This window comes from Myceligenerans halotolerans (genome assembly GCF_054782975.1).
Window position 1 is genome coordinate 103189 of sequence record NZ_BAAGRL010000021.1, and the last position, 22188, is coordinate 125376.

Consider the following 22188-nt stretch of genomic DNA (forward strand, 5'->3'; position numbering starts at 1 on the left):
TTGGTCGGGATCCAGGAGGCCGCGCGAGCGGGCAGCATCATCGCAGGCGGCGCGCGGCCTCCCCTCCGAGTCTGGCCCGCCGTGTGCGAGAACACATTCGGGATCGCCCGTCCGGCCGGGTGAATCCGATGCCGGGGCTCCCGCTCTCACTCGATCGCTGCCGCCAGGGGGTGGGACCGGATCGCCGCGGCGAGCTCGCCGTCGATCCGGTCGAGGTAGACGCCGGTGGTCGCGATGGACGCGTGCCCGAGGAGCTCCGCCACGACCTTGACGTCCCAGCCCTCGGCGACGAGCAGGGTCGCGGTGGTGTGACGCAGGGCGTGCGGGGTGGCCTCGCGGCGTGTCCGGGAGGGCATGCGGTCGACGGCGCGGCGCAGCAGGCCGCGGACGGCCTGGGTGTCGATGCGCCGTCCGCGCCAGGACAGCAGGAGCGCCCGCTGCGCGTCGGCGTCGTCGGGCCGGCGTGCGGCGAGACCCGGCCGCAGGCCGGTCAGGTAGGCGTCGAGCGCCTCGGCGAGCGGGGGGCTGAGGGCGACGGTCCGGGTCGCGCCGCCCTTGCCGCGGATGCGCCAGGTGACGTGGTCCTCGTCCCGGGTGACGTCCGCGACGTCGGCCCGCGCCAGCTCCGAGACACGCGGGCCGAGGACCAGGAGGAGCGCGAGGACGAGCCGGTCGCGAGCGGCGAGGTTCTGGTCGGCGCGGGCGGGCGCGGCATCGCCGGCCGACAGGAGGGAGCGGGCCGCGCCCGCGGACAGAGCGGTGCGCGCGGTACGCAGCGGCTCACGGCTCCTGGCCGGGGGCGAGGCCCACTGCATGGGATCGGCCTGCACCCAGCACTCCCGGGCGGCATGGGAGAAGAACCGCGACACCGACTGCCGGAACCGGTTGACGGTTGCGGTGGAGCGGCCGGGGCCCGCCTTGGCGCCCGGGTCGGTGAACCGGGCATCCGGCGCGGCCTGGTAGCGCACGAGGATGGCGTCCACGTCGGCACCGCTGATGTCGTCCAGCACGGTGGCGGGGCCGGTCAGGCGCGCGAACTCCGCCACGTCGCGGGTGTAGCTGCGTGCGGTGGCGGGGGAGAGGATGTCGCGCACGGTGTCGACCTCGACGGCGGCGAGATAGCGGCGGACGGCCTCGTCCACGGTGATGCGTTCCAGACGGGGTGGTGCAACCATGCAGGTCAGACTATGTGCAGACACTGACATCGACATTCACGCGAGCGATACGCGCGAGCAGCGGGACCCGTCGTGCGGGGCGGGTGCATGGTGCGGTCGGCGCCGACCCGGATGTGCCCCTATGCTCGCACAGATGACACCGATCCCCGCGGTGATGAAGGCGGTGCGGCTCCTCGGTCACGGGGGCCTCGACCAGCTCGTCTACAGTGACGACGTCCCGACACCGGAGCCGGGGCCCGGCGAGGTCCTGATCGACGTCCACGCCTGCGGCATGAACAACACCGACGTCTGGGTCCGCGAGGGCGCCTACGGCACCGAGACCGACCCGGGCTCGGTCTCCACCTGGCGGCGCGGCCGCTCCACGCTGACCTTTCCCCGCATCCAGGGCACCGACACGGTCGGCGAGATCGTGGCGACCGGACAGGGCGTGCCCGCCGGGCGGGTCGGGGAACGCGTGATGGTGGACTTCAGCATCTACAACCGTCCCGAGGGCGACGACAGCCTCGCCGACATCGACTACATCGGCCACGGGCGCGACGGCGGCTACGCCGAGTACGTGACCGTGCCGGCCGAGAACGCCTACGAGATCACCTCCGGCATCGGCGACGCCGAGCTCGCCACGTTCTGCTGCGCCTACCTGACGGGAGAGCAGATGCTCGACCGGGCACGCCTGGACGCGGGGGAGCGGGTGCTGGTGACGGGAGCGTCGGGGGGTGTCGGCTCGGCGATCCTCCAGCTCGCCCGGGTGCGCGGCGCGGTCCCGTACGCCGTCTCGAGCGCCGGCAAGGAGGACGCGCTACGGGCGATCGGCGCCGAGGACGTCGTCCTGCGCGACGTCCCCGACCTGGTGGCCGCGGTCGAGGACATGGTGGACGGCCCGGTCGACGTCGTCGCCGACCTGGTCGCGGGCCCGATGTTCAACGACCTGCTGCGGATCCTGCGGCCCGAGGGCCGCTACACGACGGCGGGCGCCATCGGCGGGCCGGTCGTCGGGCTCGACCTGCGCACCGTGTACCTCAAGCAGCTGGAACTGCACGGATCCTCGCAGGGCACGCGGACGGCGTTCCGCCGGCTCGTGCGATACATCGAGAACGGGGACGTCCGGCCGCTGCTGGACCGCACGTTCCGACTGTCCGACTTCCACGAGGCGCAGCGGGCCTTCCTGGGCAAGTCGTACGTCGGCAAACTCGTCGTCGTGCCCGACCGGCACTGGAGCACGGTGGGAGCGCCTCATGCGGCATCGTGAACGGACCCTGGAGCTGCTGGACACGCAGTCCGGGGGAGACGTGAGCCGGATCGTCGTGGCCGGCGTCGGCCCGCTGCCCGGCGCCTCGGTGCTCGCCAAGGCCCGGTACCTGCAGAGCGACGGCGACGGGCTGCGGCGGCTGCTGCTGTCCGAGCCGTACGGCGACCCGGCGATGTCCGTCGACCTGATCGTGGAGCCCTCCCATCCCGAGGCGCAGGCCGGCTACATCATCATGGAGGCGATGGGGTACCCGCTGTACTCGGGATCCAACACGATCTGCACGGCGACGGCACTCCTGCAGAGCGGGATGATCCCGATGCGCGAGGGGCTGCAGAGCGTGGTCCTGGAGTCGCCCGCGGGCCTGGCACGGATCAGCGCGCGGGTCGTCGACGGGCGGGTCGCGTCGATCACCACGCAGGGCGAGCCGGCGTACGTGGCCGCCGAGGGCCTGGCCGTCGACGTGCCGTACTACGGCGAGGTGCGCTTCGACCTCGTGTGGAGCGGCGCCTACTACGCGATGGTCGACGCCTCACGCCACGACTTCACGCTGGGAGCGTCCGAGCAGATCGCGCTCACGGCGTTCGGTGACGCGTTCGTACGCGCGGCGCGCCCGGGCCTGCTGCAGGAGCACCCGGAGCTGGGCGACGTCGGCCCGCTGCCTTTCGCCCATTTCATGGGACCCGTGCGGGAGACGGGCACGACCGCGGACGGCCATGTCCGGTACGAGTCGCCGTCGGCGACGTACGTCCATCCCGGCGTACTCTGCCGCAGCCCGACCGGCACGGGGACATCGGCGAGGCTGGCCCTGATGGCGCGGCGCGGCGAGATCCACGAGGGCGACGAGCTGGAGACGATCTCGCCGCGAGGCAGCCGGTTCGTCGGCACGGTCCTGGACAACGCGCAGGTCGGCGACTACCCGGCGCTGCATTCCACGATCACCGGCAGCGCACGCCTGATGGCGCACTCACGCATCACGGTCGACCTGGACGACCCGCTGGTGGACGCCTCGGACCTGGAGCACGTGCTTTCGGCGCCGGCCGGCACGACCTGACACGACGCCGCCCTTGCCTGATACTCCGGCGACGGACGACAACCGATAATGTACATTATGTCATTTCGGCGGGAGTAGAGGTGGGGTGGAAGGCCCCCGCGACCACCCTGTCGCACGGTTCTTCCGCGCACGACGCCACTCCGTGTGCGACGGCGCTTCCGCCGGGCCGCTCTCCCCGCCAGGATCCGTGCGGTGTCAGGATTCCGTGTGGTGCTCGCCGTGCGCCGTGCGCGGGCGGGTTGTCCAGTCGGAAGCCGGCCTGCGTTGCGCGGGCCTCGGAACGCAGGCCCGGACGTCAGCTTGCGCGGGTGCGCCTCGCCTCTCCGGCACCCTGAGCGCCACGTGCCGCCAGACAACGGTGTATAGCGCAACACAACGGTCTTAATCGGAATCTTGACGGAATCTCTGGAACATCATGACACCGGTTGCTACCGTCCCTCCATGACAACGAGCCTGTTCAGGCTGGTGAGCGCGCCATTGTGCGCCATCGTACTGGCTCTGGCGACGGGCTGCGCGCCGGGCACCTCGGGGCCGGCCTGCGTCCAGGACGTTCCCCGGGACGACAAGAACCGCGTCACGATCGGCCTGCACAGCGACCTGCCGGGGTGGAGCTACTCCCCCGACGACGCCAGCTGGAGCGGGTTCGACTACGAGTTCGCGCGCTGGCTCGCCGACCACTGCGGATTCGTCATGGTGCCGACGCCGATCGCGAGCGCCGAGCGGGAGACCGCTCTGATCGAGGGGCGGGTGGATCTTGTGATCGCGTCGTACTCGATCACGGACGACCGCAAGGAGCTGGTCACGTTCGCCGGCCCCTATGCCTCGACCCAGCAGGGTGTGATGGTACGTGAAGGGTCCGGGATCTCGGGCCTGGACGACCTGGACGGGCGGACGGTGTGCGCGGCGCGTGGTACCACGTCGGCGGTGCAGATCGTGCAGTTCCTGCCCGGGTCCGTCCTCGACGAGCAGGAGGGTTTCGGCAAGTGCACGCGGGCGCTCGTCGCGGGCACGGTCGACGCCGTCTCGACGGATCAGTTGCTCCTCTACGGTCTGGCGGCGGAGAGTTCCCCGCTGCAGGAGGAGGCCGGCGGTGAGCTGACCGTGCTGGATGCCGCGTTCGGTCATCAGGAGCTGTACGGCATCGGTATGCCGACCGACGACGCGGCTCCTGCCCAGTGTGAGGCGCTCACCGACGCGATCGACACGGCCGTGATCGACCAGTGGTGGACGGACGCGTTCCAGAACGCGCTGCCGGACGTCACGGTGCCCGAGGACCACCGGCCGTCCAAGGGGTACTTCGAGAGGTGTCCCGGTTCCGGCGACGGGGGCGAGGGCTGATGAGCGGCGCGTCATCGCGTACTGATCCCTCACGTGAGCTGGTCACGCCCCGGCGGGGTGTGGTGTTCGGTGCGGGCATCGTGGCGTGCGTGGTCGCGGTGGTCGCCGAGTTCGTGCGGGGCGAGGGTTCTCTGGTCGACGCCGCCGCGCTGCTCGTCGGGTACGTCGCACTCTTCGGGGGCGGGAACGCCGTCTACGAGCGCGGGTTCCAGTTCGGGCGGTACGCCCAGCGGGTCGACGCGCCGTCGTGGACCACGCGGATCGCGAGGACCGCGCGGCAGCACACGCGGCTCACGTGGACGGCGGCGGCCTCGCTCGTCCTGGTCCTCGGCGCGGGTGGCTATCTCGCCTGGTTCTACTCGTCGGCGTCGTCCCAGGTCGTGACGGGCGAGATCGAGCAGTTGGCCTATCTGGACCTGGCCGACTGCTACGTGGACGGTCCGGACGGCGAGCCGGAGCGTCACGAGGACTGTGCCGGGGCGAGGCTCCGGCTCCCGGGTGATCCCCCGGGGCGGGGGCATGTCACCGTGGTGGGGCACCTGACGAACCAGTCCGGGACCGGGTCGTGCGTCGATCCGGCCCGGATGGTGGTCGCCGCCGAGGTGGACGGGATCGAGGGGCCCGCGACGCGGGCGCGGTCGGGCGAGCCCGCGGTGGTGTCCATCGAGGACGCCACGCGTGCCGCCTCCGTGGAGATCACGATCGATCAGGTGCACGACGACCCGGTGTGCCGGGTCACCCTGCAGGTCACGAAGGTGGTCCTGCACCACTGACACCGGCCGGCGGGGGCGGGGAGCGGGCGGACCGCGTCGCCCCCCGCCCGCCGTTCCCTGCCGGCTCCTACCGGGCCACGTATTCCGCCAGGTGCTGCCCGGTGAGCGTCGACGTGTCCGCGACGAGGTTCGCCGGCGTGCCGGAGAAGACCACCTGTCCGCCGTCGTGCCCGGCGCCGGGGCCGAGGTCGATGATCCAGTCCGCGTGGGCCATCACGGCCTGGTGGTGCTCGATGACGATGACGGACTTCCCGGCATCGACCAGCCGGTCCAGGAGCCCGAGCAGGTTCTCGACGTCGGCCAGGTGCAGGCCCGTGGTCGGCTCGTCCAGGAGGTAGACGCCGCCCTTCTCCCCCATGTGCATGGCGAGCTTGAGTCGCTGCCGTTCACCGCCGGACAGGGTGTTGAGCGGCTGCCCGAGCTTCAGGTAGCCGAGCCCCACGTCCCGCAGGTGCCCGAGCGTCTTGCGCGCGGGTGGCACCTTGGAGTCCGCCGCGCCGAAGAACTCGTGCGCCTGGCTCACCGACAGGTCCAGGACCTCGGCGATGTTCAGCCCGCCGAGCCGGTGCTCCAGCACCGCGGCCTGGAACCGCTTGCCACCGCAGTCCTCGCACGGCGTGGCCACGGTCTCCATGAAGCCGAGTTCGGTGTAGATCATGCCGTTGCCCTTGCAGGTGGGGCAGGCGCCCTCCGAGTTCGCGCTGAACAGCGCCGGCTTGACACCGTTGGCCTTGGCGAACGCCTTGCGGATCGCGTCGAGCATGCCGGTGTAGGTGGCCGGGTTGGAGCGCCGCGATCCCTTGATCGCGCCCTGATCGACGACGACGACGCCGTCCCGCCCGGCAAGGTTCCCATGCACCAGTGAGCTCTTGCCCGAGCCCGCCACGCCCGTGATGACCGTCAGGACACCCGTGGGGACGTCCACGTCGACACCGCGCAGGTTGTTCTGCTCCGCCCCGCGGATCTCCAGCGCGCCGTCGGCCTCACGCACCGACTCCTTGAGCCGGGCGCGATAGCCGAGATGCTTCCCGGTCAGCGTGTCGGCCGCCGCCAGCCCCGCGACGGTGCCCTCGTAGCAGACCGTGCCGCCGTCGGTCCCGGCGCCGGGACCGAGGTCGACCACGTGGTCCGCGATCGTGATCGTCTCCGGCTTGTGCTCGACGACGAGCACCGTGTTGCCCTTGTCCCGCAAGCTGATCAGCAGGTTGTTCATCCGCTGGATGTCGTGCGGGTGCAGGCCGATCGTCGGCTCGTCGAAGACGTACGTGACGTCGGTGAGTGCCGACCCCAGATGCCGGATCATCTTGGTCCGCTGCGCCTCTCCCCCGGACAGCGTGCCCGCGGGCCGGTCCAGCGACAGGTAGCCCAGCCCGATGTCGGTGAACGAGTCGAACAGGTGCAGCAGGCTCCTGATCAGCGGCGCGACCCCCGGGTCGGTCACGCTGCGCGCCCATTCGGCGGCGTCCGTGATCTGCATGGCGCAGACCTCGGCGATGTTCCTGCCCTGGATCCTCGACGACCGTGCCGACTCGTTCAGGCGCGTACCCTCGCACGCCGGGCACGGCCCGAACACCGCGGCCGCCTCGACGAACCGGCGCAGGTGCGGCTGCAGGGACTCGGGGTCCTTGCTGAACATCGACTCCCGGATCTTGGGGATGAGACCTTGATAGGTCATGTTCATCCCCAACGCCTTGATCTTCGTCTTCTCCTTGTAGAGAAAGTCCTCACGCTCCTGGACGGAGTAGTCCTTGACCGCCTTGTCCGGGTCTACGAAACCGGACTCCGCGTATCCGCGCACCATCCACCCGTCGGCCGTGTAGCCGGGCACCAGGATCGCGCCGTCGGACAGCGACCTGCTCTCGTCGACGATCACGGACAGGTCGAGGTCCGAGACACTCCCCCGCCCCTCGCACTCCGGGCACATACCGCCGAGGTAGACCTGTTCGCGCACGACCGCCTTGTCGACCTTGCCGCCCGCCTTCTCGGTGCTCATCACACCGCTGGCCTTGCTGGTCGGGATGTTGAACGAGAACGCGGGCGGCGGCCCCACGTACGGCTGCCCGATCCTGCTGAACAGGTTGCGCAGCATCGCGTTCGCGTCCGTGACCGTGCCGACCGTCGAACGCACGTTCGCGCCCAGGCGCTCCTGGTCCACCAGGATCGCCGTCGTGATGCCCTCGAGGTGATCCACGTCGGGCCGCGGCAGGGACGGCATGAAACCCTGCACGAACGTCGAGTACGTCTCGTCGATCAGGCGTCGCGACTCCGCCGCGATCGTGCCGAACACGAGCGAGCTCTTGCCCGACCCCGACACCCCCGTGAACACCGTCAGGCGGCGCTTGGGGATCTCGACGTCCACGTTCCTCAGGTTGTTCTCGCGGGCGCCGGTCACCCGGATCAGCTCGTGACCGTCGGCGGGATGCGGCGACGGCATGCCGTCGCCGTCCACCCGGCCGGCGCCCGGCACAGCGGGTCCGGCCGTCGTGACGCTGGTGTTCATGGTCTCGCTCTCCACGGCGGTGCTCATGACTCCTGTGATGTTTCCTGCACCGTACTGCCGGACACTGACACGAGCCGCAGCAGCCGGTACTGCCTCTGCTGCTCCGTCACGGCCGGTCACCGCACCTCGTTGAAGCGGATGTGGTTGCCCGCCGGGTCGCGGAACGCGCAGTCCCGGACGCCGTACGGCTGGTCGACCGGCTCCTGGACCACCTCGGCGCCCGCCGCCTGGATCCTGTCGAACGTCTCGTCGATGTCAGGCGTGGCCAGGACGAGCGTCGCATAGGTGCCCTTCGCCATCATCTCCGCGATGGTCCGGCGCTCCTCCTCGGTGATGCCGGGGTCCGCCCCGGGCGGCGTCAGCACCACCGAGGTGCCCGAACCGGCCGGAGCGACGGTGATCCAGCGCATCGCACCGCCCCCGACGTCGTTGCGGACCTCAAAACCGAGGACGTCGCGGTAGAACGCCAGCGACTCCTCCGGGTCGGCGTGCGGAAGGAACGTGTGGTGAATCGTGATGGTGCTCATGCCGACGACGCTAGACGCGGGCGGCCGACGGCGCTTCTCAATTCCTGACCGGCTTCCGGGCCGGCACGGCACCGTTGCGCACGGGCCGCGTCACCTGCTTCGCGATGCACGGCGGCATCCCCGCCGTGTCCCCCGCCCCCTCGGTCCGGTAGACGCTCGGCGGCACACCGACCAGCTCCGTGAACCGCGTGCTGAACGTCCCCAGCGAGGAACAGCCCACCGCGAAGCACACCTCCGTGACGGACATGTCGCCGCGCCGCAGCAACGCCATCGCCCGCTCGATCCGACGCGTCATCAGGTACGAGTACGGCGACTCGCCGTAGGCCCGCTTGAACTCACGACTCAGATGCCCCGCCGACATGTGCACACCCACCGCCAGCGCCGCCACGTCCAGCGGCTGCGCGTACTCCCGGTCGATCCGGTCCCGCACGCGGCGCAGCGACGCGAGCGTGCGCAGGCGCTCGCGGTCGGATGGTGATGTGGTCATGTACCGATGGTCGCGGGACGACGGCGGCAGGTCCACCCGCCGCGCGGTCCGCGAGCCGGCCGCGCGGCCCGCCGGCGGCACTCCGCCGGTGAATCCGCGAACGCGATCACGTGCCCGGCGTGCCGGCCGTGAGCCGGTCGTAGTGCAGTCGTGCCTCGTTCTGGGCGGTGCGTAGCGCGGCGCTGAGATGGGACAGTTCGACGTAGCCCGCCGGGAGGCCGTCGTCGTCCACGACCATCGCCTTGCCGGTGGCTGTGCGGAGCATCTCCTCCAGGGCCTCGTACAAGGTGGACTCCGTGGTGATCGAGCCGGTGGGCGGCGTCCCGCCGGCGCGCTCGCCGTTGATCGGGGCCAGGTCCAGGTCTCCGACCTTCTCGAACGCCAGGCCCCTCATCGCGGTGCCCGATCCGATGAAGCTCCGCACGAAGTCGTCCACCGGGTAGGCGAGGATCCGCTCGGGCGTGTCGGCCTGGTGGACGACGCTCTGCTTGCCCAGGATCGCGATCCGGTCACCCATCTTGATGGCCTCGTCGATGTCGTGCGTGACGAACACGATCGTCTTCTTCAGCTCCTCCTGCAGGCGCAGGAACTCGTTCTGCAGGCTCTCCCGCGTGATCGGGTCGATCGCGCCGAACGGCTCGTCCATCAGCATGATCGACGGGTCGGCGCCGAGCGCCCGCGCGACGCCGACGCGCTGCGCCTGGCCGCCGGACAGCTCCTTGGGGTACCGGTCGCCGTACACGCGTGGGTCGAGGCCCACCATGTCGAGCAGCTCGTCGACGCGCGCGGAGATCCTCTTCCTGTCCCACCGGAGCATCTTCGGGACCGTGGCGACATTCTCGGCGATGGTCTGGTGGGGAAACAGGCCGATCTGCTGGATGACGTAGCCGATCCGGCGGCGCAGCTGGTCCGGGTTGACGTCGGTGACGTCGTCGCCGTCCAGGTAGATGCGGCCGCCCGTGGGCTCGATCATCCGGTTGATCAGGCGCAGCGTGGTGCTCTTCCCGCAGCCTGACGGACCGACCAGGACGAGGATCTCCCCGGGGGCGATGTCGAGGGTGAGCTCCGCGACCGCGGGCGTGCCGGTCCCCGGATAGGTCTTGCTCACGTGATCGAGTCGGATCTTCGGTTCGGCCGTCATGGCGCCTACGGTGCCCGAAGGAGGCTACCGAAGCCAGCGACGCCGAGGATCCGCCGCACGGAATCCTCGTCCCAGGACTTCCCACTGTCGGCGACGGTCGCCTGGGCGGCAGCCACGTCGCCGCCGTACTCCGTGATCGTCGGTTCGTTGTAGGAGATGAGTTCTCCGACATCGGCAGGAGACAGCTCCGGATGGAACTGCGTTGCGAGGACGCGTTCCCCGTATCGGTAGCACTGCACACCGGAATGCTGGTTCCATGCCAGGATCTCGCCGCCGCCCCGGGTCACGGACCGAGGATCGACCTGTTCGTAGTGGAAGGCAGGCATGGGCGAAGGGCCGTCTGTGCCCGACTGCCAGTCGATGTCGACCAGGCCGATCTCGATACTGTCGGCGGACCGGATCGACCCGGGCCAGAGGCGCTCGGCGATCATCTGGGATCCGAGACACACACCGAGCAGGTAGGTCTCGCCGGCGTTCGCCAGATCGAGCAGACGGCGAACGTGCTCGAGTCCTGCCGGCATCCACGTCCTCAGGTCGTTGACCGATGTCGCTCCCCCGGTCAGCACATGCAGTGCGGCCCCCGGAACACGATCGTCGTCGAAATCCGTCAGGGACCGCTCCTCCACCTGGCGACCGGTCCGTCGAAGGTGCTCGACGAGTCGATCGCCGTAGTCCAGGTCGGGTGTCGGCCGGCCGTCGGCGACCCAGACGATGACGTTGCTTCGGGAGTGTTTCGCATGGACAGCGGATCCAGTCACGGCTTGTCCCAGAGTCATGGCATGTTCCAGAGGTTGACTGCGGCTTCGATGGTGCTGATGAGGGACAGCGCCGTCAGGGCGGCCAGTGCGACGTTGATCCATCGCGAACGCCGCGCCTGCGATCGCGCGATCCTGTCTGCAACAGTAGACCGGACGAGCAGGAGGAGGTCCTCGGCGGATCGGTGCAGTACGTCGAGGCTCCACGCCCGGAGGACGGCATCGCGCAGGCACAGGGCGTGGAAGTCGAAGCTGAAGGTCGGCGTGATCAGGTCTTGATAGCTGGACCGGATCGATCTGGCAAGATCCTGCAACCAGACCACATCATGGTCGCGTCCCTGGATCAACGCGCCCTTCGCCGACGCCGAGGTGCGCGCGAGTCGGCTGTAGGTGATGCCGAGCAGCATGAGCAGCCGGCTGAATTTGCGCACCTGGCCGTCGGTGTCACGTCCGAAGATCAAGTTGTAGGCGTACCCGGCATAGAAGAACTGGTCGCGCCATGGCGACATCGACCTCAGCGGTTCTGGACTGTTCGGGTAGACGAGGTCCCGGTAGCCGGGCGCCAGCCGGGCACGTCCCGGCTCGGGCGCGTCGGCTTCTCCCCCGTACGTCATGTTGAAGTACGGAATCTGCGGCCCTCTCGAACCCTCCGCGGAGAGTTCCTCGTAGATGGGCGCGAGGGCTTCGAGGAGAAGGCTTCGCAGACGTTCGCACGTCTCCTCCCGGCTGTCGCGCCCGAGGTGTTTGAGAGCCGGGCCGTAGCGTTCCCAGCCCGCGGCGATCCGGTACGTCACGGCCACGGCCCCGTAGCCGTCATCGAAGAACAGCACCGTGACCTCGGTGCACGTGACGTCCTGGTCGTTCAGCGCGGACGAGATCCTGGCCCGGAACTGGTCGGTCGCCGAGAACTCGAGGCAGTGGGGTTGCGGAACGTCGTACGTGAGGGTTCCGCGGAACAGCTGAGGCAGGGACGACTCCACCACGACGAGATCGGCCCCGAGGCGCTCCCCCGGCTCGACGTCCGTCCGGAACGGAGCTACGACGGCCAGTGCGTCGGCACGTGAATGGATCGGGGCTGTGACAAGGACGACGGCATCGCCCGTGGGAGTGATCCGAGTGTGGGTGACTGGTTCCGCCGACCGCATCGCCCCGTCCATGCCCGGATGCTATCAAGCGCAATCCGGCATATGCGTAGATTCCTGGCGCGCAAGCGTCGTCACGGTGCTCGACCCGCACCAGCGATCCTCACAAGCGGTCCGTTGCCGCCCTCGGGGGCCCGCAGCGGTGCGCAGCTCCGAGGAGAACCGCCGGAGGATTGCCCCGCGTAACCGTCCATTGCCCCTTTCGCACCGGGCATCGTGATGGGACCGTGACCGGCCCGCCCGCAACGAGAACCGGATCCCGTGCGTCCATGGAAGAGAGGCGTTCGGCAGGGAAACGCCACGCACGGAGTCATCGACGGCACGCACGATGACGGCGAGGGGATGCGAGCCATGAGCAACGTCACGATCGGCAGGGACGACTTCGCCGACTCCGGTTTCGGGTCCGGCCCCGGGCCGGGGGACGACCGTTACACCGCACCACGCGAGATCAGTGGGTGGATCCCGCTGGTGGCATCCGCGATCGCGCTCGTCGCGCTCGTCGTCGCGGGGAGCCTGGTGTTCGGGGAGGTGGTCAAGTCCGCCCTCGGCGCCCTGTGAGGCGCCGGACGGCGGAGGCAGGCCTCGCCGGTGTGCCGCGGCGCGTCACCTCCGCGGCACACCGGGTCCCCGGAGCTCCGGCGCCGGGAGGTCGCCTCACGCGGCGTAGTAGTCCGTGCCGACGGTCCACGCCGCGAAGGCGAACGCGGCGAACATGCCGAGCGCGATGACCAGGTTGATCACCGGGTAGCGTCGCTCGGCGGGCTCGCGGATCGCCGGCTCCAGGGCGAGTCCCGCACCGCCGAGCAGCAGCACGAGCGCGACGAACCAGATCGGAAAGGTCAGGTCCCCGCTGCGCATGACGCCCTGGACCGCGTCCGACCACCAGTCCACCCAGCCCGGCACGCTGTCCATGAGGCCGGTCCCGGTGGCCCGGGACTCGGCGAGCCAGAGGGCCGCGTACGGGATTCCGAGACCGAGCGCGGCCAGCGCGCGCCAGTCGATGACCGTCAGCTTCGCCATGCCTGATCTCGCTCTCTGTCGTCCACCGGCGACACGGCCGGCCAGAATTCCTTGTCCAACTTGTGATAATCCGCTGTCCATTGTGCATTCGCGCAGGCCAGAGCGCTACCAGAGGCGGAGATCCGGCCGGGCCGGCGTCGCCTCGCAGCGCGGAAGGGCTCCCGGCGACGATTCGACTTTCGGAGCATTTGGCCTGGTGGCACTCTATGGCCGACGGTGATCCGCAGTCGGCACCACGCCCCCCGGCGGCCTCTGCGGTGCGCCGTCGCACCCAGGGTGAGGCTGCAAGGGAGCTGACGGGACGATGACATTGGCCAGGTCGGACACCGGCACGCCCGCATACGCCGTCCTCGGCGTCGCCACCAGCGGGATCGACCTGGAACGGGACACCGTGCGCGACCTTTCCGTCGTCCGCCTCGACGAACGCGGCGGGCTGGTCGACGAGTGGGACACCACCCTCGACGAGGGCACGTTCGCCGATCAAGGTGCCCATGCGCGCGAACTCCTGTCCCAGATGGCCGTCGTCACGCACAACGGGCGGCTCGGCGTCGAGATGCTCCGCCGCGTCCTGGCGCGCGCCGGGTGGGAGGTGCCCGCCATCGCACAAGCCACCACGCTGGAAGCGAGCTTCGGCTACCTGCCGCGGCTGGGCCGCCGTCGGCTCGCGGACTGCTGCACCGCTGCCGGCGTCGCCGGTCCCGACGGCGAGGCGTCCGGCGAGGCACGAGCCACGGCCGGACTGCTCGTGCGGTTCCTGAGCGGCGTCACCGGCGTCGCACCCGCCCACGAACTCACCGGCGTCACGCTGCGGGCCTGGGTGTACCCGTGGCCCGAGCGCCCGGCGCGCGCCGCCGCCCCCCGCCCGCGGCCCTGGATCCGCCCCGCACCCAGGCCGTACACCCTGGCGGCCGCGCCCCGGCACCTGAACGCACGGCAGCTCGCCGACGGCGCCGCGGGTACGACCGGCCACGAGCACGCCTACCTGACCCTGCTCGCCGAGGAAGTGGCCCGGGGGCGGCTCCCGGAGCCCGAGCACACCGCCCATAACGGACAGCCCGGCAAGGCCGGAGCCGCAGGAAGCCCCGGCGTGCGACTGCTCGGCGAGGTCGCCGGGCTCCTGCGCGTCGACGACCTCGGGAACGTGCACCGGGGCTTCGTCAACACCCTGATCGCGCAGGCGATCGAGGAGGACCGGTACTCGCAGGAGGAACGCCAGGAGCTGTTCCGGCTCGCCACCCTGCTCGGTGTGCCCTGGTCCGTCGTGCTGGAGCCCATCGTGGAGGCCACGCCGATCGACTTCCCGAAGGTCGTGGACAACACGGGCAGCAGCCGCCGCCCCGCCGCGCCCACCGGCGCCGGACCCAAGGCGATCCGCGCCTGGGCCGCGGCCAACGGCTACGTCATCGAACCGGAGGAGAAGATCCCCTGGAACGTGGTCCGCGCCTTCGAAGAGGCCCGCGAACAGCAGAACTGACGGTCCGGGTCCACCGAGGCGGACCTCACCGGCCGTCGGACCGCCGCTAACGCCCCGTCCGGGCGGCACCTGCCCTGGCCGGGCCGCCCCGCAGGCGCGTCAACAGGTCAGGGTCGCCGCGAAGCGCGCGGACGAGGGCGTCGAGCGCCGCATCCAGCGGGACGGACGGCTCGCCGGGGAGGCCGGAAAGGTCGGCCAGCCCCACGTCGCCCCAGCACGGCGAGCGGACTGTGGACAACTCCGATCGGCCGGAAGCTGACCCCCCCCCGCTCGTTCCGGTGCGAGCGGGAGCGCCGAGATCCAGCGGCGTGAAATCGATGGTCTGGGTCCACAACCGCTCCTCGCGCAACAGCCCGTGGATCATGCCCTTGCGGGAGTAGTCCTGCGATGACACGTTCAGCGCGGTCACGCTGAAGAACTCGGGCTTGGCGCCCCGGTCGAGCCAGCGCCCGTAGCCGATGACCGAGCTCCCGGCGATCGCGGCCCGCGGAATCGTCGTCTCCTCGGCCAGTTCACGTTCGGCGCCGGCGATCACGAATTCCTGCAGGCTCGCACCCGCCGTCAGGTCTCGCGGCTCCAACGCCCCCGAACCGGACGGCGCCAGCCGCCCTGAACTCGCCTGCGACCGCGTCGACTGCAACGTGACCACCAGGTGGTCGTCCGTCGTGACCGCCAGCGTCGAGGTGCCGATCGAGTTGTTCAGGTGGCTGGACTCCAGAGGACGGAAATCCCCGTCACGATCGAGGAGAAACTCCTCGCGGAACCGGAACGCGCCGTCGGGCGAGGTGATGTCCCACTTCGTGAGCTCGTTCGAGCACAGCAAGGAGAAGAAGTCGCTCTCCTGCACGACGGCGGGCCGCCGCTGCGCGAGCCACTCGGCGTCCAGGTTCGTCGCGAGCCGCACGTTCGGCCCGTTGAACGGCCACTGCCCGTGCGCACTACGGAACAGCACATACGGCTTGATACCGGCAAGCTGCGGCGGCAGGTCGAACGCGTCCGGGCGCATCTCCGCGACGACCGGCGTGTCCGGCAGCCGGCGATCGAGCTCCGGATCGATCGCGACACTTCCCTCACCCGAGCGGATCAGCACCGGCAGGCCCGGCACCGCCGGATCGCCGTCGAACACCAAGGGAAGTCTGCGCGGAGCCATCACCCACTGGGACCACCGATGCTTCAGCGCGAGCGTCTCGGCCAGCGCGATCACGGCGCTCAGCAGAAGACTGAGTCCGAGCACTCCCCAGTACAGCCACGCCGGCCCATCGAGCAGCGCACCGAAGGCGCCCACCGCCAGCCCCAGCAGACCCAGCACGTACTTGAGCTCGGCCTCCATGAGGAAGGCAAGACGGTCACGGACACTGCGAACCACTGCGCGCACGATGCTCCAGATCTTCGACGACGGACGGATGTCTGGCCAGGATTCCCGGATCTCAGCGTCTCGCGCGGCCGCTCAGGCGTCCGGGTAGCCCCGCGGGTTCGCCGACTGCCACCGCCACGTGTCCACGCAGATCTCGTCGATCGTGCGGGTGGCCGTCCAGCCCAGCTCCGAGTTCGCGCGCGCCGGGTCCGACCAGAACGCGGCCAGATCGCCCGGGCGCCGCGGCCCGACCTCGTACGGCAGCTCCTTGCCCGCCGCCCGCTCGAACGCGTGCAGCATCTCCAGCACCGACGTACCCCGCCCGGTACCCAGGTTGAACGCCCGCACCGGCTCCGCGAAGTCGTCCAGGTGCTCCAGGGCCGCCACGTGCCCCTCGGCCAGGTCCATCACGTGGATGTAGTCCCTCTCGCACGTCCCGTCGGCCGTCGGGTAGTCGTCACCGAACACGGTGAGGCTCTCGCGGCGGCCGACGGCCACCTGCGCGATGAACGGCATGAGGTTGTTCGGGATGCCCTGCGGGTCCTCGCCGATCTGCCCGGACGGGTGGGCCCCGACGGGGTTGAAGTACCGCAGCAGGGCGATCTTCCAGCCCTCGTGGACGGCGGCGACGTCGGTCAGCACCCGCTCGATCACGACCTTCGTCTGCCCGTAGGGCGAGGAGGCCGACAGGTACTCGTAGTCCTCGCGGTAGGGAACCGGGGCCTGCTCACCGTACACGGTCGCGGAGGAGGAGAAGACGAACCTGGAGACCCCGCTGCGCTCCATGGCGCGCAGCAGCGAGAACGTGGCGTCGAGGTTGTTCTGGTAGTACCGCAGCGGTTCGGAGACCGACTCGCCCACGGCCTTGAGCCCGGCGAAGTGCACGACGGCGTCGATCCGCTCGTGCACGAACAGCTGCTCCGTCTTGTCCGCGTCCGTCAGGTCGAACGCATGGAACGGCACGTGCTTGCCGCTGAGCGCCTCCAGGCGTCCTTGCACGGTGGGCTTGCTGTTCGAGAAGTCGTCGACGACGACGACGTCGTGCCCCGCTTCGAGCAGGGACAGGACGGTGTGGGAGCCGATGTAGCCGGCACCACCGGAGACGAGAACGCGCATGGCCGCAATCTACCTGGGCAGGCCGACAACGTGTGCGCGCACTTCGCACTTCGGCGGCGCGGATGTCATCCTTGAGCCACAAGCCTCTCTCCGTGTGCCGTCCGCCCACCCGCGACCCACGCCACGGATCTGCCTCTCTGCTCGCTTCATCGCACGACGAGTCCCGTTCGTACCGTTTCGACCGTACCGTTTCGACGGCGCCGGCCGGCGGTCCCGCAACGCCCGGGACCACAGGAGGAAAGACCCTTGGCCCTGCCCAGTCCCAGCTACACCATCACCCTGCGCGTGGAGGTCCCGGCCTCGCAGCGCGCCACCAGCACCGTGGTCGGCGCCGTCGCCGATGCGGGAGCCGCCGTGACCGCGGTCGACATCGCCCACTCCACGCACGAAGGCCTCGTCGTGGACGTGACCTGCGACGCCGTCGACGGCGACCACTCGGACCGCATCGTCGCGACCCTCGACGTGCTGCCGGGCGTGCGCGTGCTCAACGTCAGCGACTCCACGTTCCTCATGCACCTGGGCGGGAAGATCGAGGTCTCCACGAAGGCGCCCATCAAGAACCGCCGCGACCTGTCACGCGCGTACACGCCCGGCGTCGCGCGCGTGTGCGAGGCGATCGCGCGGCGTCCCGAGGACGCTCGCCACCTGACGATCAAGCGCAACACCGTCGCCGTCGTCACCGACGGCACGGCCGTGCTCGGCCTCGGTGACATCGGTCCCGCCGCGGCGCTGCCCGTCATGGAGGGCAAGGCGGCGCTGTTCAAGGAGTTCGGTGGCGTCGACGCCTGGCCCGTGTGCCTCGACACCACGGACACCGAGGAGATCATCCGCATCGTCAAGGCCCTCGCGCCCGTGTACGGCGGCGTGAACCTCGAGGACATCGCGGCGCCGCGATGCTTCGAGATCGAGGCGCGCCTGCGCGCCGAGCTGGACATCCCCGTCTTCCACGACGACCAGCACGGCACCGCGATCGTGGTGCTGGCCGCCCTGATCAACGCCCTGAAGGTGGTGGACAAGAAGCTGCCGGAGGTGCGCATCGTCGTCTCCGGCGTCGGGGCCGCCGGGAACGCCATCATCCGTCTCCTCAAGGCGCAGGGCGCCCAGCACGTCGTCGCGTTCGGCCGTTCCGGCGCGTTGCGTGCCGGCAGCCTCAGCGGCGACCCGCACCGGGACTGGATCGCGCAGCACACCAACGCGGAGGACTTTTCCGGGAGCCTCGCAGAGGGCCTGCGCGGGGCCGACGTCTTCATCGGCGTGTCGGCCGGCAACATCCTCTCCGGCGCCGACGTCGCCACGATGGCCGACGACGCCGTCGTGCTGGCCCTGGCCAACCCCACCCCCGAGGTCGACCCGACCGCCGCGAGCGAGACCGCCGCCGTCGTGGCGACCGGCCGCAGCGACTACCCGAACCAGATCAACAACGTGCTGGCCTTCCCGGGCCTGTTCCGCGGGCTGCTGGACACCGGCGCGTCGGAGATCACCACCGAGATGCTGCGCGTCGCCGCGGTCGCGATCGCGGACGTCGTCGGCGAGGACGAGCTGAACAGCGCGTTCATCATCCCGGGCGTGTTCGACCACCGGGTCGCCGAGGCCGTGGCGAACGCGGTGCGGAGCGTCAGCGAGAAGTAGGACCGGATCTGCCGCCGCGTAGTCGGTTCTTCCGTGAGTGATCGGCACGATGAACTGCCGATCACTCACGGAAGAGCCGGCCATTCGACGCGTCCGGGACCGGTCCCGCAACGTCATCATCGCGAGGCCGGTGGTGCCGGCCGTCGACAGGAACGACTGGCTGGACCGCGTGGACCAGACCGGCGCGTCAGCGCCGGGACCGTCGGCCATGCCCGATTAGTCTTCCCGCATGGCCTACACGGAGACCCGGACCGACCGCACCGGACGCACCGTCCATGTGGGCCGGTACCGCGTCGACGGGCGGTTGCGCAGCACCCGGCAGATGACCTCCCGGCGCGACGCGCTCGCCACCGCGCGACGCCTCGAGGAGGCCGGCAAGCGCGGCGAGTGGGTCGACCCGGCCGCGTCCCGCATCACGGTCGTCGCCTGGTTCGACGCCTGGCAGGCGGGGCGCGCCGACCGCGCGCCCCGCACCCTGGAGGCCGAGCGGGAACGATTCCGTTCCCTCGTCGCGCCCCGCTTCGGTGACGTGCCGCTCCGGCAGGTCACCCACGAGGACGTCGCCCGCTGGTCCGCCACGATGACCTCCCCCACCAGCGGGGAGGCCGCCTCCCCGGCGCGCCGCCGGGACGCCGTGCGCCTGCTCGTCGCCCTCCTGGACTCGGCCGTCGACGCCCGCAGACTTCCCGCCAACCCCGCCCGGTCGGCGTCGGGCAAGGTCACCGCACTCCCCCGCGCGCCGAAGACCAAGCCGCACCGCTACCTCTCCCACGAACAGCTGCGCCGCGTCGCCGACGCCGCCGGCCCCGCCGGGTCACCGGCCCGCACCCTGATCCTCCTGACCGCCCTGACGAGCCTGCGCTGGGGCGAGGTCAGCGCGCTGACCGTGGCCGACGTCGACCCGTTGCGCGCCCGCCTCACCGTGACCAAGGCCTACACCCGCCTCGACGACGGCACGCTCCTGCTCGGCGACACCAAGACCCACGCCCGCCGCGAGGTGCCGCTGCCCGCCGTCGTGTCCGACGACGTCGTCGCGCTCACCACTGCACGAGCGCCGGACGACCTCCTGTTCCGCGCGACGACGGGCGGCCCGCTGCGCCGCGAGAGCTTCGACCGCTCCGCCTTCCGCCCGGCGGTGCGCGCCGCCGGCGCGGCGGTCTCGGTCGTCTCGGAGATCGTCGACGGGACACCGCCCGACGGCGCGCTGTCCGACGGCGCTGCCGAGGCCGGTGCAGCGCGCCCCACCGCCGTCCTCCGTGGCACCCCTGCCACGCCCGGCGACGCCGGACCGAACGCCTCCGCCCGCCTCCGCCCGGCCGGCCGCATCGTGTACGACGACGTCCTGGCGGGCCGCGTCCGCAGGCTTCAGTCCCGGCACGGCCTCGAGCCCACCGGCGTCTGCGGGCCGGAGACCTGGACGGTGCTCGCCGGTCTCGACCGAGCGCACCGCGACGGCATGACGCGCGGCCAGAAGGTCAGCAGGACCCGTCTGCTGGCGACGCTCGCACGCACCACCGTCGCGCCCGGCGCCGAGGACTTCGACACCCTCACCCTCCACGACCTGCGGCACACGGCCGCGTCCCTCGCGATCGCCGGCGGCGCCAGCGTCAAGGCCGTGCAGCGGCTGCTGGGCCACGAGTCCCCGATGCTCACGCTGTCCACCTACGCCGGCCTGTTCGAGGACGACCTGGACGCGGTGGGCGAGGTGATGTCGGCGGGTTTCGCGGCCGGGGCGCCGGGCACGTCCACCGCCGGGTCACGGGCTCCGCTGCGTGCTGTGCCGTCCTGACAGTGCCGTCCCGACACTGAGGTCCGCGGCGCGGCCTGGGGGTAGGGCCACGGCCTCTTGCGTACCGGTGTCGTGAGACCGTAGCCTAAAGTACATTCTGGTACTTTTCGCATTCCAGGTATCGCACCGATGGGTCGACGTCCGGTCGAAAGGGGATCACCGTGTCGGAAGCTGCCGGCGCCATGATCGTCATCGCGTGCCTGATCTTTGTCTTCGTACTGGTCCTTCCCCGCAGGTTCGCCATCCTCACAGCGTTAGCAGGGCTCACGCTCGCCTACTTCCCGGCCATTGACTTTCTCGAGCGAGGCAACCTCGGGCCACTCATGCTCGTGGCCGCCGTGGCCGTGCTCGCCCTGGTGCTCAAACTGGCGCGCCGTGACCGCGGGAAACCGGCGTTCGTCACCTCACCCCCGCCCACGGTCTCCGGAGCGATCGTTGCCGCCGAGAACTCCGAGAGCCGGCACGGTGGCCTCACCCCGGAACACCGGAAAGCCGCGTTCGACTTCGTATGCGGCAAGCTGGAGGAAGTCGCGAGGGATCTGACGGTCACCAAAGCGAATCACCTGATCGGAGTTCGAGCAGGTGAGAGGGCTGCCCAGGCGTGGCGGAGCAGCGCGCGCACCAGGATTCTTGACGAGGCCGTGGAACGGATCGTCGGCCGTACGCTGACAAAGGAAGCAACACAGGCTTTTGAGAGGGCACTGCGGCAGGGCGTCGTCATCGCCGCACCGGAGAACCAAGCCGCCGCCCTGGAGTACGTCAGCCACGAACGCCGGCAAGAGCTCTGGACCCGATTCGCCGACGAGGTCGAGCGTCTCGCCCAGGAGATCGTCATCATCCACGGGTGACCCGCGGTGTTCGCCGGTCAGGCGGCCGGTGACGCGACGGCCGGCTCGACGACCACCACCAACAGTAGTGGAGGCCGGAACCCGCGCCCGGCGATTTGTCGTTGCCACTCCGCCCCCGAGCGGCAACCATCGGTCCTATGGCCGTCCCGGGAGAGCGCGTGGAGAGCCCCACCCTGCCCGGCGGCGTCGTCGGCGGGTCCGGCGCGTCCGCGCACGCCGCAGCCGAGGCGCTGGCCAGGCTGCCCGAGGCCGGCACGCTCCTGATCGTCGAGGGCATCACCGACCAGATCGCACTGGCGGCGATCTCCTCGGCCGGCGGACGAGACCTCGCCGCGGACGGCGTCCTCGTCGCACCGATCGGCGGCGCGCACGCGATCGGCCGGGTGCTGACCCGCGTGATCGGCAACCGGCCCGGGCTGCGCCTCGCCGACCTGTGCGACCGGCGCGAGGAAGCGGTGTTCCGGGACGCTCTGGCCGCGACCGGGATCGCATCGCCGCGCACACGGGAGGACATGGAACGGCTCGGGTTCTTCGTCTGCGTCGACGACCTGGAGCAGGAACTGATCCGTGCCGTCGGCGTCGTCGGAGTCCTCGACCTCTTCGACAGCCAGCGTGACCTGCGCTCCTTCCGCGCGTTCCAGAAGCAGCCGGCGTGGCGCGGGCGCCCGATCGACGCGCAACTGTACCGGTTCGTGCGCAGCGTCTCGGAACGCAACCTGCGCTACGCCGGCCTGCTCGCTAGCACTGCCGCGCGTCAGGGCACCGTGCCGCGACCGCTCGCAGGACTCCTCGACACCGCCCGCTGATCCGGCCCGGGCGGACC

Annotated in this window: 20 protein-coding genes; 10 read left to right on the forward strand and 10 right to left on the reverse strand. The window is 70.6% G+C overall.

Annotated elements, in window-relative coordinates:
- Window positions 1–146: 146 nt before the first annotated feature.
- Window positions 147–1175: a tyrosine-type recombinase/integrase gene (locus ACYVK5_RS13980; protein ID WP_460705943.1), complete on the reverse strand. Its 1029-nt coding sequence runs from the start codon at window positions 1173–1175 to the stop codon at window positions 147–149.
- Window positions 1176–1308: 133 nt separating this feature from the next.
- Between ACYVK5_RS13980 and ACYVK5_RS13985 the strand changes: the two genes are divergently transcribed.
- From ACYVK5_RS13985 to ACYVK5_RS14000, 4 genes are all read left to right on the forward strand, one after another.
- Window positions 1309–2421, forward strand: a complete 1113-nt coding sequence (locus ACYVK5_RS13985; protein WP_460705945.1) for an alcohol dehydrogenase family protein — start codon at window positions 1309–1311, stop codon at window positions 2419–2421.
- Entirely contained in the window at window positions 2408–3472 is a 1065-nt protein-coding gene (locus ACYVK5_RS13990) for a proline racemase family protein (RefSeq protein WP_460705947.1), read from the forward strand. Before ACYVK5_RS13985 ends, ACYVK5_RS13990 begins: the two co-directional genes overlap by 14 nt.
- Window positions 3473–3913: 441 nt before the next feature.
- A complete protein-coding gene (locus ACYVK5_RS13995; protein WP_460705949.1) occupies window positions 3914–4810 on the forward strand; it encodes a transporter substrate-binding domain-containing protein in 897 nt (298 codons plus the stop codon).
- On the forward strand, window positions 4810–5583 hold the full coding sequence (locus tag ACYVK5_RS14000; protein WP_460705951.1) for a hypothetical protein: 774 nt from the start codon (window positions 4810–4812) through the stop codon (window positions 5581–5583). Before ACYVK5_RS13995 ends, ACYVK5_RS14000 begins: the two co-directional genes overlap by 1 nt.
- Before the next feature lie 67 nt (window positions 5584–5650).
- On the opposite strand, the gene ACYVK5_RS14005 is transcribed toward ACYVK5_RS14000, so the two are convergent.
- The 6 genes from ACYVK5_RS14005 to ACYVK5_RS14030 form a co-directional block, all read right to left on the reverse strand.
- The gene (locus ACYVK5_RS14005; protein ID WP_460706303.1) at window positions 5651–8083 is read right to left on the reverse strand and encodes an ATP-binding cassette domain-containing protein; all 2433 of its coding nucleotides are present in this window, start codon (window positions 8081–8083) and stop codon (window positions 5651–5653) included.
- A gap of 116 nt (window positions 8084–8199) precedes the next feature.
- Complete coding sequence (locus tag ACYVK5_RS14010; protein WP_460705953.1) at window positions 8200–8610, reverse strand: VOC family protein; 411 nt, start codon at window positions 8608–8610, stop codon at window positions 8200–8202.
- A gap of 37 nt (window positions 8611–8647) precedes the next feature.
- On the reverse strand, window positions 8648–9097 hold the full coding sequence (locus ACYVK5_RS14015) for a helix-turn-helix transcriptional regulator (protein ID WP_460705955.1): 450 nt from the start codon (window positions 9095–9097) through the stop codon (window positions 8648–8650).
- 106 nt (window positions 9098–9203) lie between these two features.
- Window positions 9204–10238, reverse strand: a complete 1035-nt coding sequence (locus ACYVK5_RS14020) for an ABC transporter ATP-binding protein (RefSeq protein ID WP_460705957.1) — start codon at window positions 10236–10238, stop codon at window positions 9204–9206.
- Between the two features lie 5 nt (window positions 10239–10243).
- Window positions 10244–10996 (reverse strand): type 1 glutamine amidotransferase, encoded by a 753-nt coding sequence (locus ACYVK5_RS14025; protein WP_460705959.1) that lies wholly within the window; start codon window positions 10994–10996, stop codon window positions 10244–10246.
- 14 nt (window positions 10997–11010) lie between these two features.
- On the reverse strand, window positions 11011–12150 hold the full coding sequence (locus tag ACYVK5_RS14030) for a hypothetical protein (protein WP_460705961.1): 1140 nt from the start codon (window positions 12148–12150) through the stop codon (window positions 11011–11013).
- Between the two features lie 336 nt (window positions 12151–12486).
- Here ACYVK5_RS14030 and ACYVK5_RS14035 point away from each other — a divergent pair, with 336 nt between their 5' ends.
- The gene (locus ACYVK5_RS14035) at window positions 12487–12693 is read left to right on the forward strand and encodes a hypothetical protein (protein WP_460705963.1); all 207 of its coding nucleotides are present in this window, start codon (window positions 12487–12489) and stop codon (window positions 12691–12693) included.
- A gap of 96 nt (window positions 12694–12789) precedes the next feature.
- Here ACYVK5_RS14035 and ACYVK5_RS14040 read toward each other — a convergent pair whose 3' ends face one another.
- Window positions 12790–13155 (reverse strand): hypothetical protein, encoded by a 366-nt coding sequence (locus ACYVK5_RS14040; protein ID WP_460705965.1) that lies wholly within the window; start codon window positions 13153–13155, stop codon window positions 12790–12792.
- Window positions 13156–13459: 304 nt separating this feature from the next.
- Here ACYVK5_RS14040 and ACYVK5_RS14045 point away from each other — a divergent pair, with 304 nt between their 5' ends.
- A complete protein-coding gene (locus ACYVK5_RS14045; protein ID WP_460705967.1) occupies window positions 13460–14629 on the forward strand; it encodes a hypothetical protein in 1170 nt (389 codons plus the stop codon).
- Between the two features lie 46 nt (window positions 14630–14675).
- Here the strand turns inward: ACYVK5_RS14045 and ACYVK5_RS14050 are convergent, their stop codons facing one another.
- Both ACYVK5_RS14050 and galE read right to left on the reverse strand, forming a co-directional pair.
- Complete coding sequence (locus tag ACYVK5_RS14050) at window positions 14676–15995, reverse strand: hypothetical protein (protein WP_460705969.1); 1320 nt, start codon at window positions 15993–15995, stop codon at window positions 14676–14678.
- An 81-nt stretch (window positions 15996–16076) separates the two neighbouring features.
- Window positions 16077–17099, reverse strand: a complete 1023-nt coding sequence (gene galE / locus ACYVK5_RS14055) for a UDP-glucose 4-epimerase GalE (RefSeq protein ID WP_460705971.1) — start codon at window positions 17097–17099, stop codon at window positions 16077–16079.
- A gap of 246 nt (window positions 17100–17345) precedes the next feature.
- Here galE and ACYVK5_RS14060 point away from each other — a divergent pair, with 246 nt between their 5' ends.
- The 4 genes from ACYVK5_RS14060 to ACYVK5_RS14075 all read left to right on the forward strand — a co-directional run bounded on the left by ACYVK5_RS14060 (window position 17346) and on the right by ACYVK5_RS14075 (window position 22171).
- Entirely contained in the window at window positions 17346–18728 is a 1383-nt protein-coding gene (locus tag ACYVK5_RS14060; protein WP_460705973.1) for a malic enzyme-like NAD(P)-binding protein, read from the forward strand.
- 229 nt (window positions 18729–18957) lie between these two features.
- Entirely contained in the window at window positions 18958–20517 is a 1560-nt protein-coding gene (locus ACYVK5_RS14065; protein ID WP_460705975.1) for a tyrosine-type recombinase/integrase, read from the forward strand.
- Window positions 20518–20678: 161 nt separating this feature from the next.
- On the forward strand, window positions 20679–21365 hold the full coding sequence (locus tag ACYVK5_RS14070; RefSeq protein WP_460705977.1) for a hypothetical protein: 687 nt from the start codon (window positions 20679–20681) through the stop codon (window positions 21363–21365).
- A 137-nt stretch (window positions 21366–21502) separates the two neighbouring features.
- Window positions 21503–22171, forward strand: a complete 669-nt coding sequence (locus ACYVK5_RS14075) for a toprim domain-containing protein (RefSeq protein ID WP_460705979.1) — start codon at window positions 21503–21505, stop codon at window positions 22169–22171.
- Window positions 22172–22188: the final 17 nt, after the last annotated feature.

Excerpts from the sequence above, each read along its gene's own strand:
- ACYVK5_RS13980 (WP_460705943.1), bottom strand. The coding sequence starts at position 1,175 with ATGGTTGCACCACCCCGTCTGGAACGCATCACCGTGGACGAGGCCGTC.
- ACYVK5_RS13985 (WP_460705945.1), top strand. The coding sequence starts at position 1,309 with ATGACACCGATCCCCGCGGTGATGAAGGCGGTGCGGCTCCTCGGTCAC.
- ACYVK5_RS13990 (WP_460705947.1), top strand. The coding sequence starts at position 2,408 with ATGCGGCATCGTGAACGGACCCTGGAGCTGCTGGACACGCAGTCCGGG.
- ACYVK5_RS13995 (WP_460705949.1), top strand. The coding sequence starts at position 3,914 with ATGACAACGAGCCTGTTCAGGCTGGTGAGCGCGCCATTGTGCGCCATC.
- ACYVK5_RS14000 (WP_460705951.1), top strand. The coding sequence starts at position 4,810 with ATGAGCGGCGCGTCATCGCGTACTGATCCCTCACGTGAGCTGGTCACG.
- ACYVK5_RS14005 (WP_460706303.1), bottom strand. The coding sequence starts at position 8,083 with ATGAACACCAGCGTCACGACGGCCGGACCCGCTGTGCCGGGCGCCGGC.
- ACYVK5_RS14010 (WP_460705953.1), bottom strand. The coding sequence starts at position 8,610 with ATGAGCACCATCACGATTCACCACACGTTCCTTCCGCACGCCGACCCG.
- ACYVK5_RS14015 (WP_460705955.1), bottom strand. The coding sequence starts at position 9,097 with ATGACCACATCACCATCCGACCGCGAGCGCCTGCGCACGCTCGCGTCG.
- ACYVK5_RS14020 (WP_460705957.1), bottom strand. The coding sequence starts at position 10,238 with ATGACGGCCGAACCGAAGATCCGACTCGATCACGTGAGCAAGACCTAT.
- ACYVK5_RS14030 (WP_460705961.1), bottom strand. The coding sequence starts at position 12,150 with ATGGACGGGGCGATGCGGTCGGCGGAACCAGTCACCCACACTCGGATC.
- ACYVK5_RS14035 (WP_460705963.1), top strand. The coding sequence starts at position 12,487 with ATGAGCAACGTCACGATCGGCAGGGACGACTTCGCCGACTCCGGTTTC.
- ACYVK5_RS14040 (WP_460705965.1), bottom strand. The coding sequence starts at position 13,155 with ATGGCGAAGCTGACGGTCATCGACTGGCGCGCGCTGGCCGCGCTCGGT.
- ACYVK5_RS14045 (WP_460705967.1), top strand. The coding sequence starts at position 13,460 with ATGACATTGGCCAGGTCGGACACCGGCACGCCCGCATACGCCGTCCTC.
- galE (WP_460705971.1), bottom strand. The coding sequence starts at position 17,099 with ATGCGCGTTCTCGTCTCCGGTGGTGCCGGCTACATCGGCTCCCACACC.
- ACYVK5_RS14065 (WP_460705975.1), top strand. The coding sequence starts at position 18,958 with ATGGCCTACACGGAGACCCGGACCGACCGCACCGGACGCACCGTCCAT.
- ACYVK5_RS14075 (WP_460705979.1), top strand. The coding sequence starts at position 21,503 with ATGGCCGTCCCGGGAGAGCGCGTGGAGAGCCCCACCCTGCCCGGCGGC.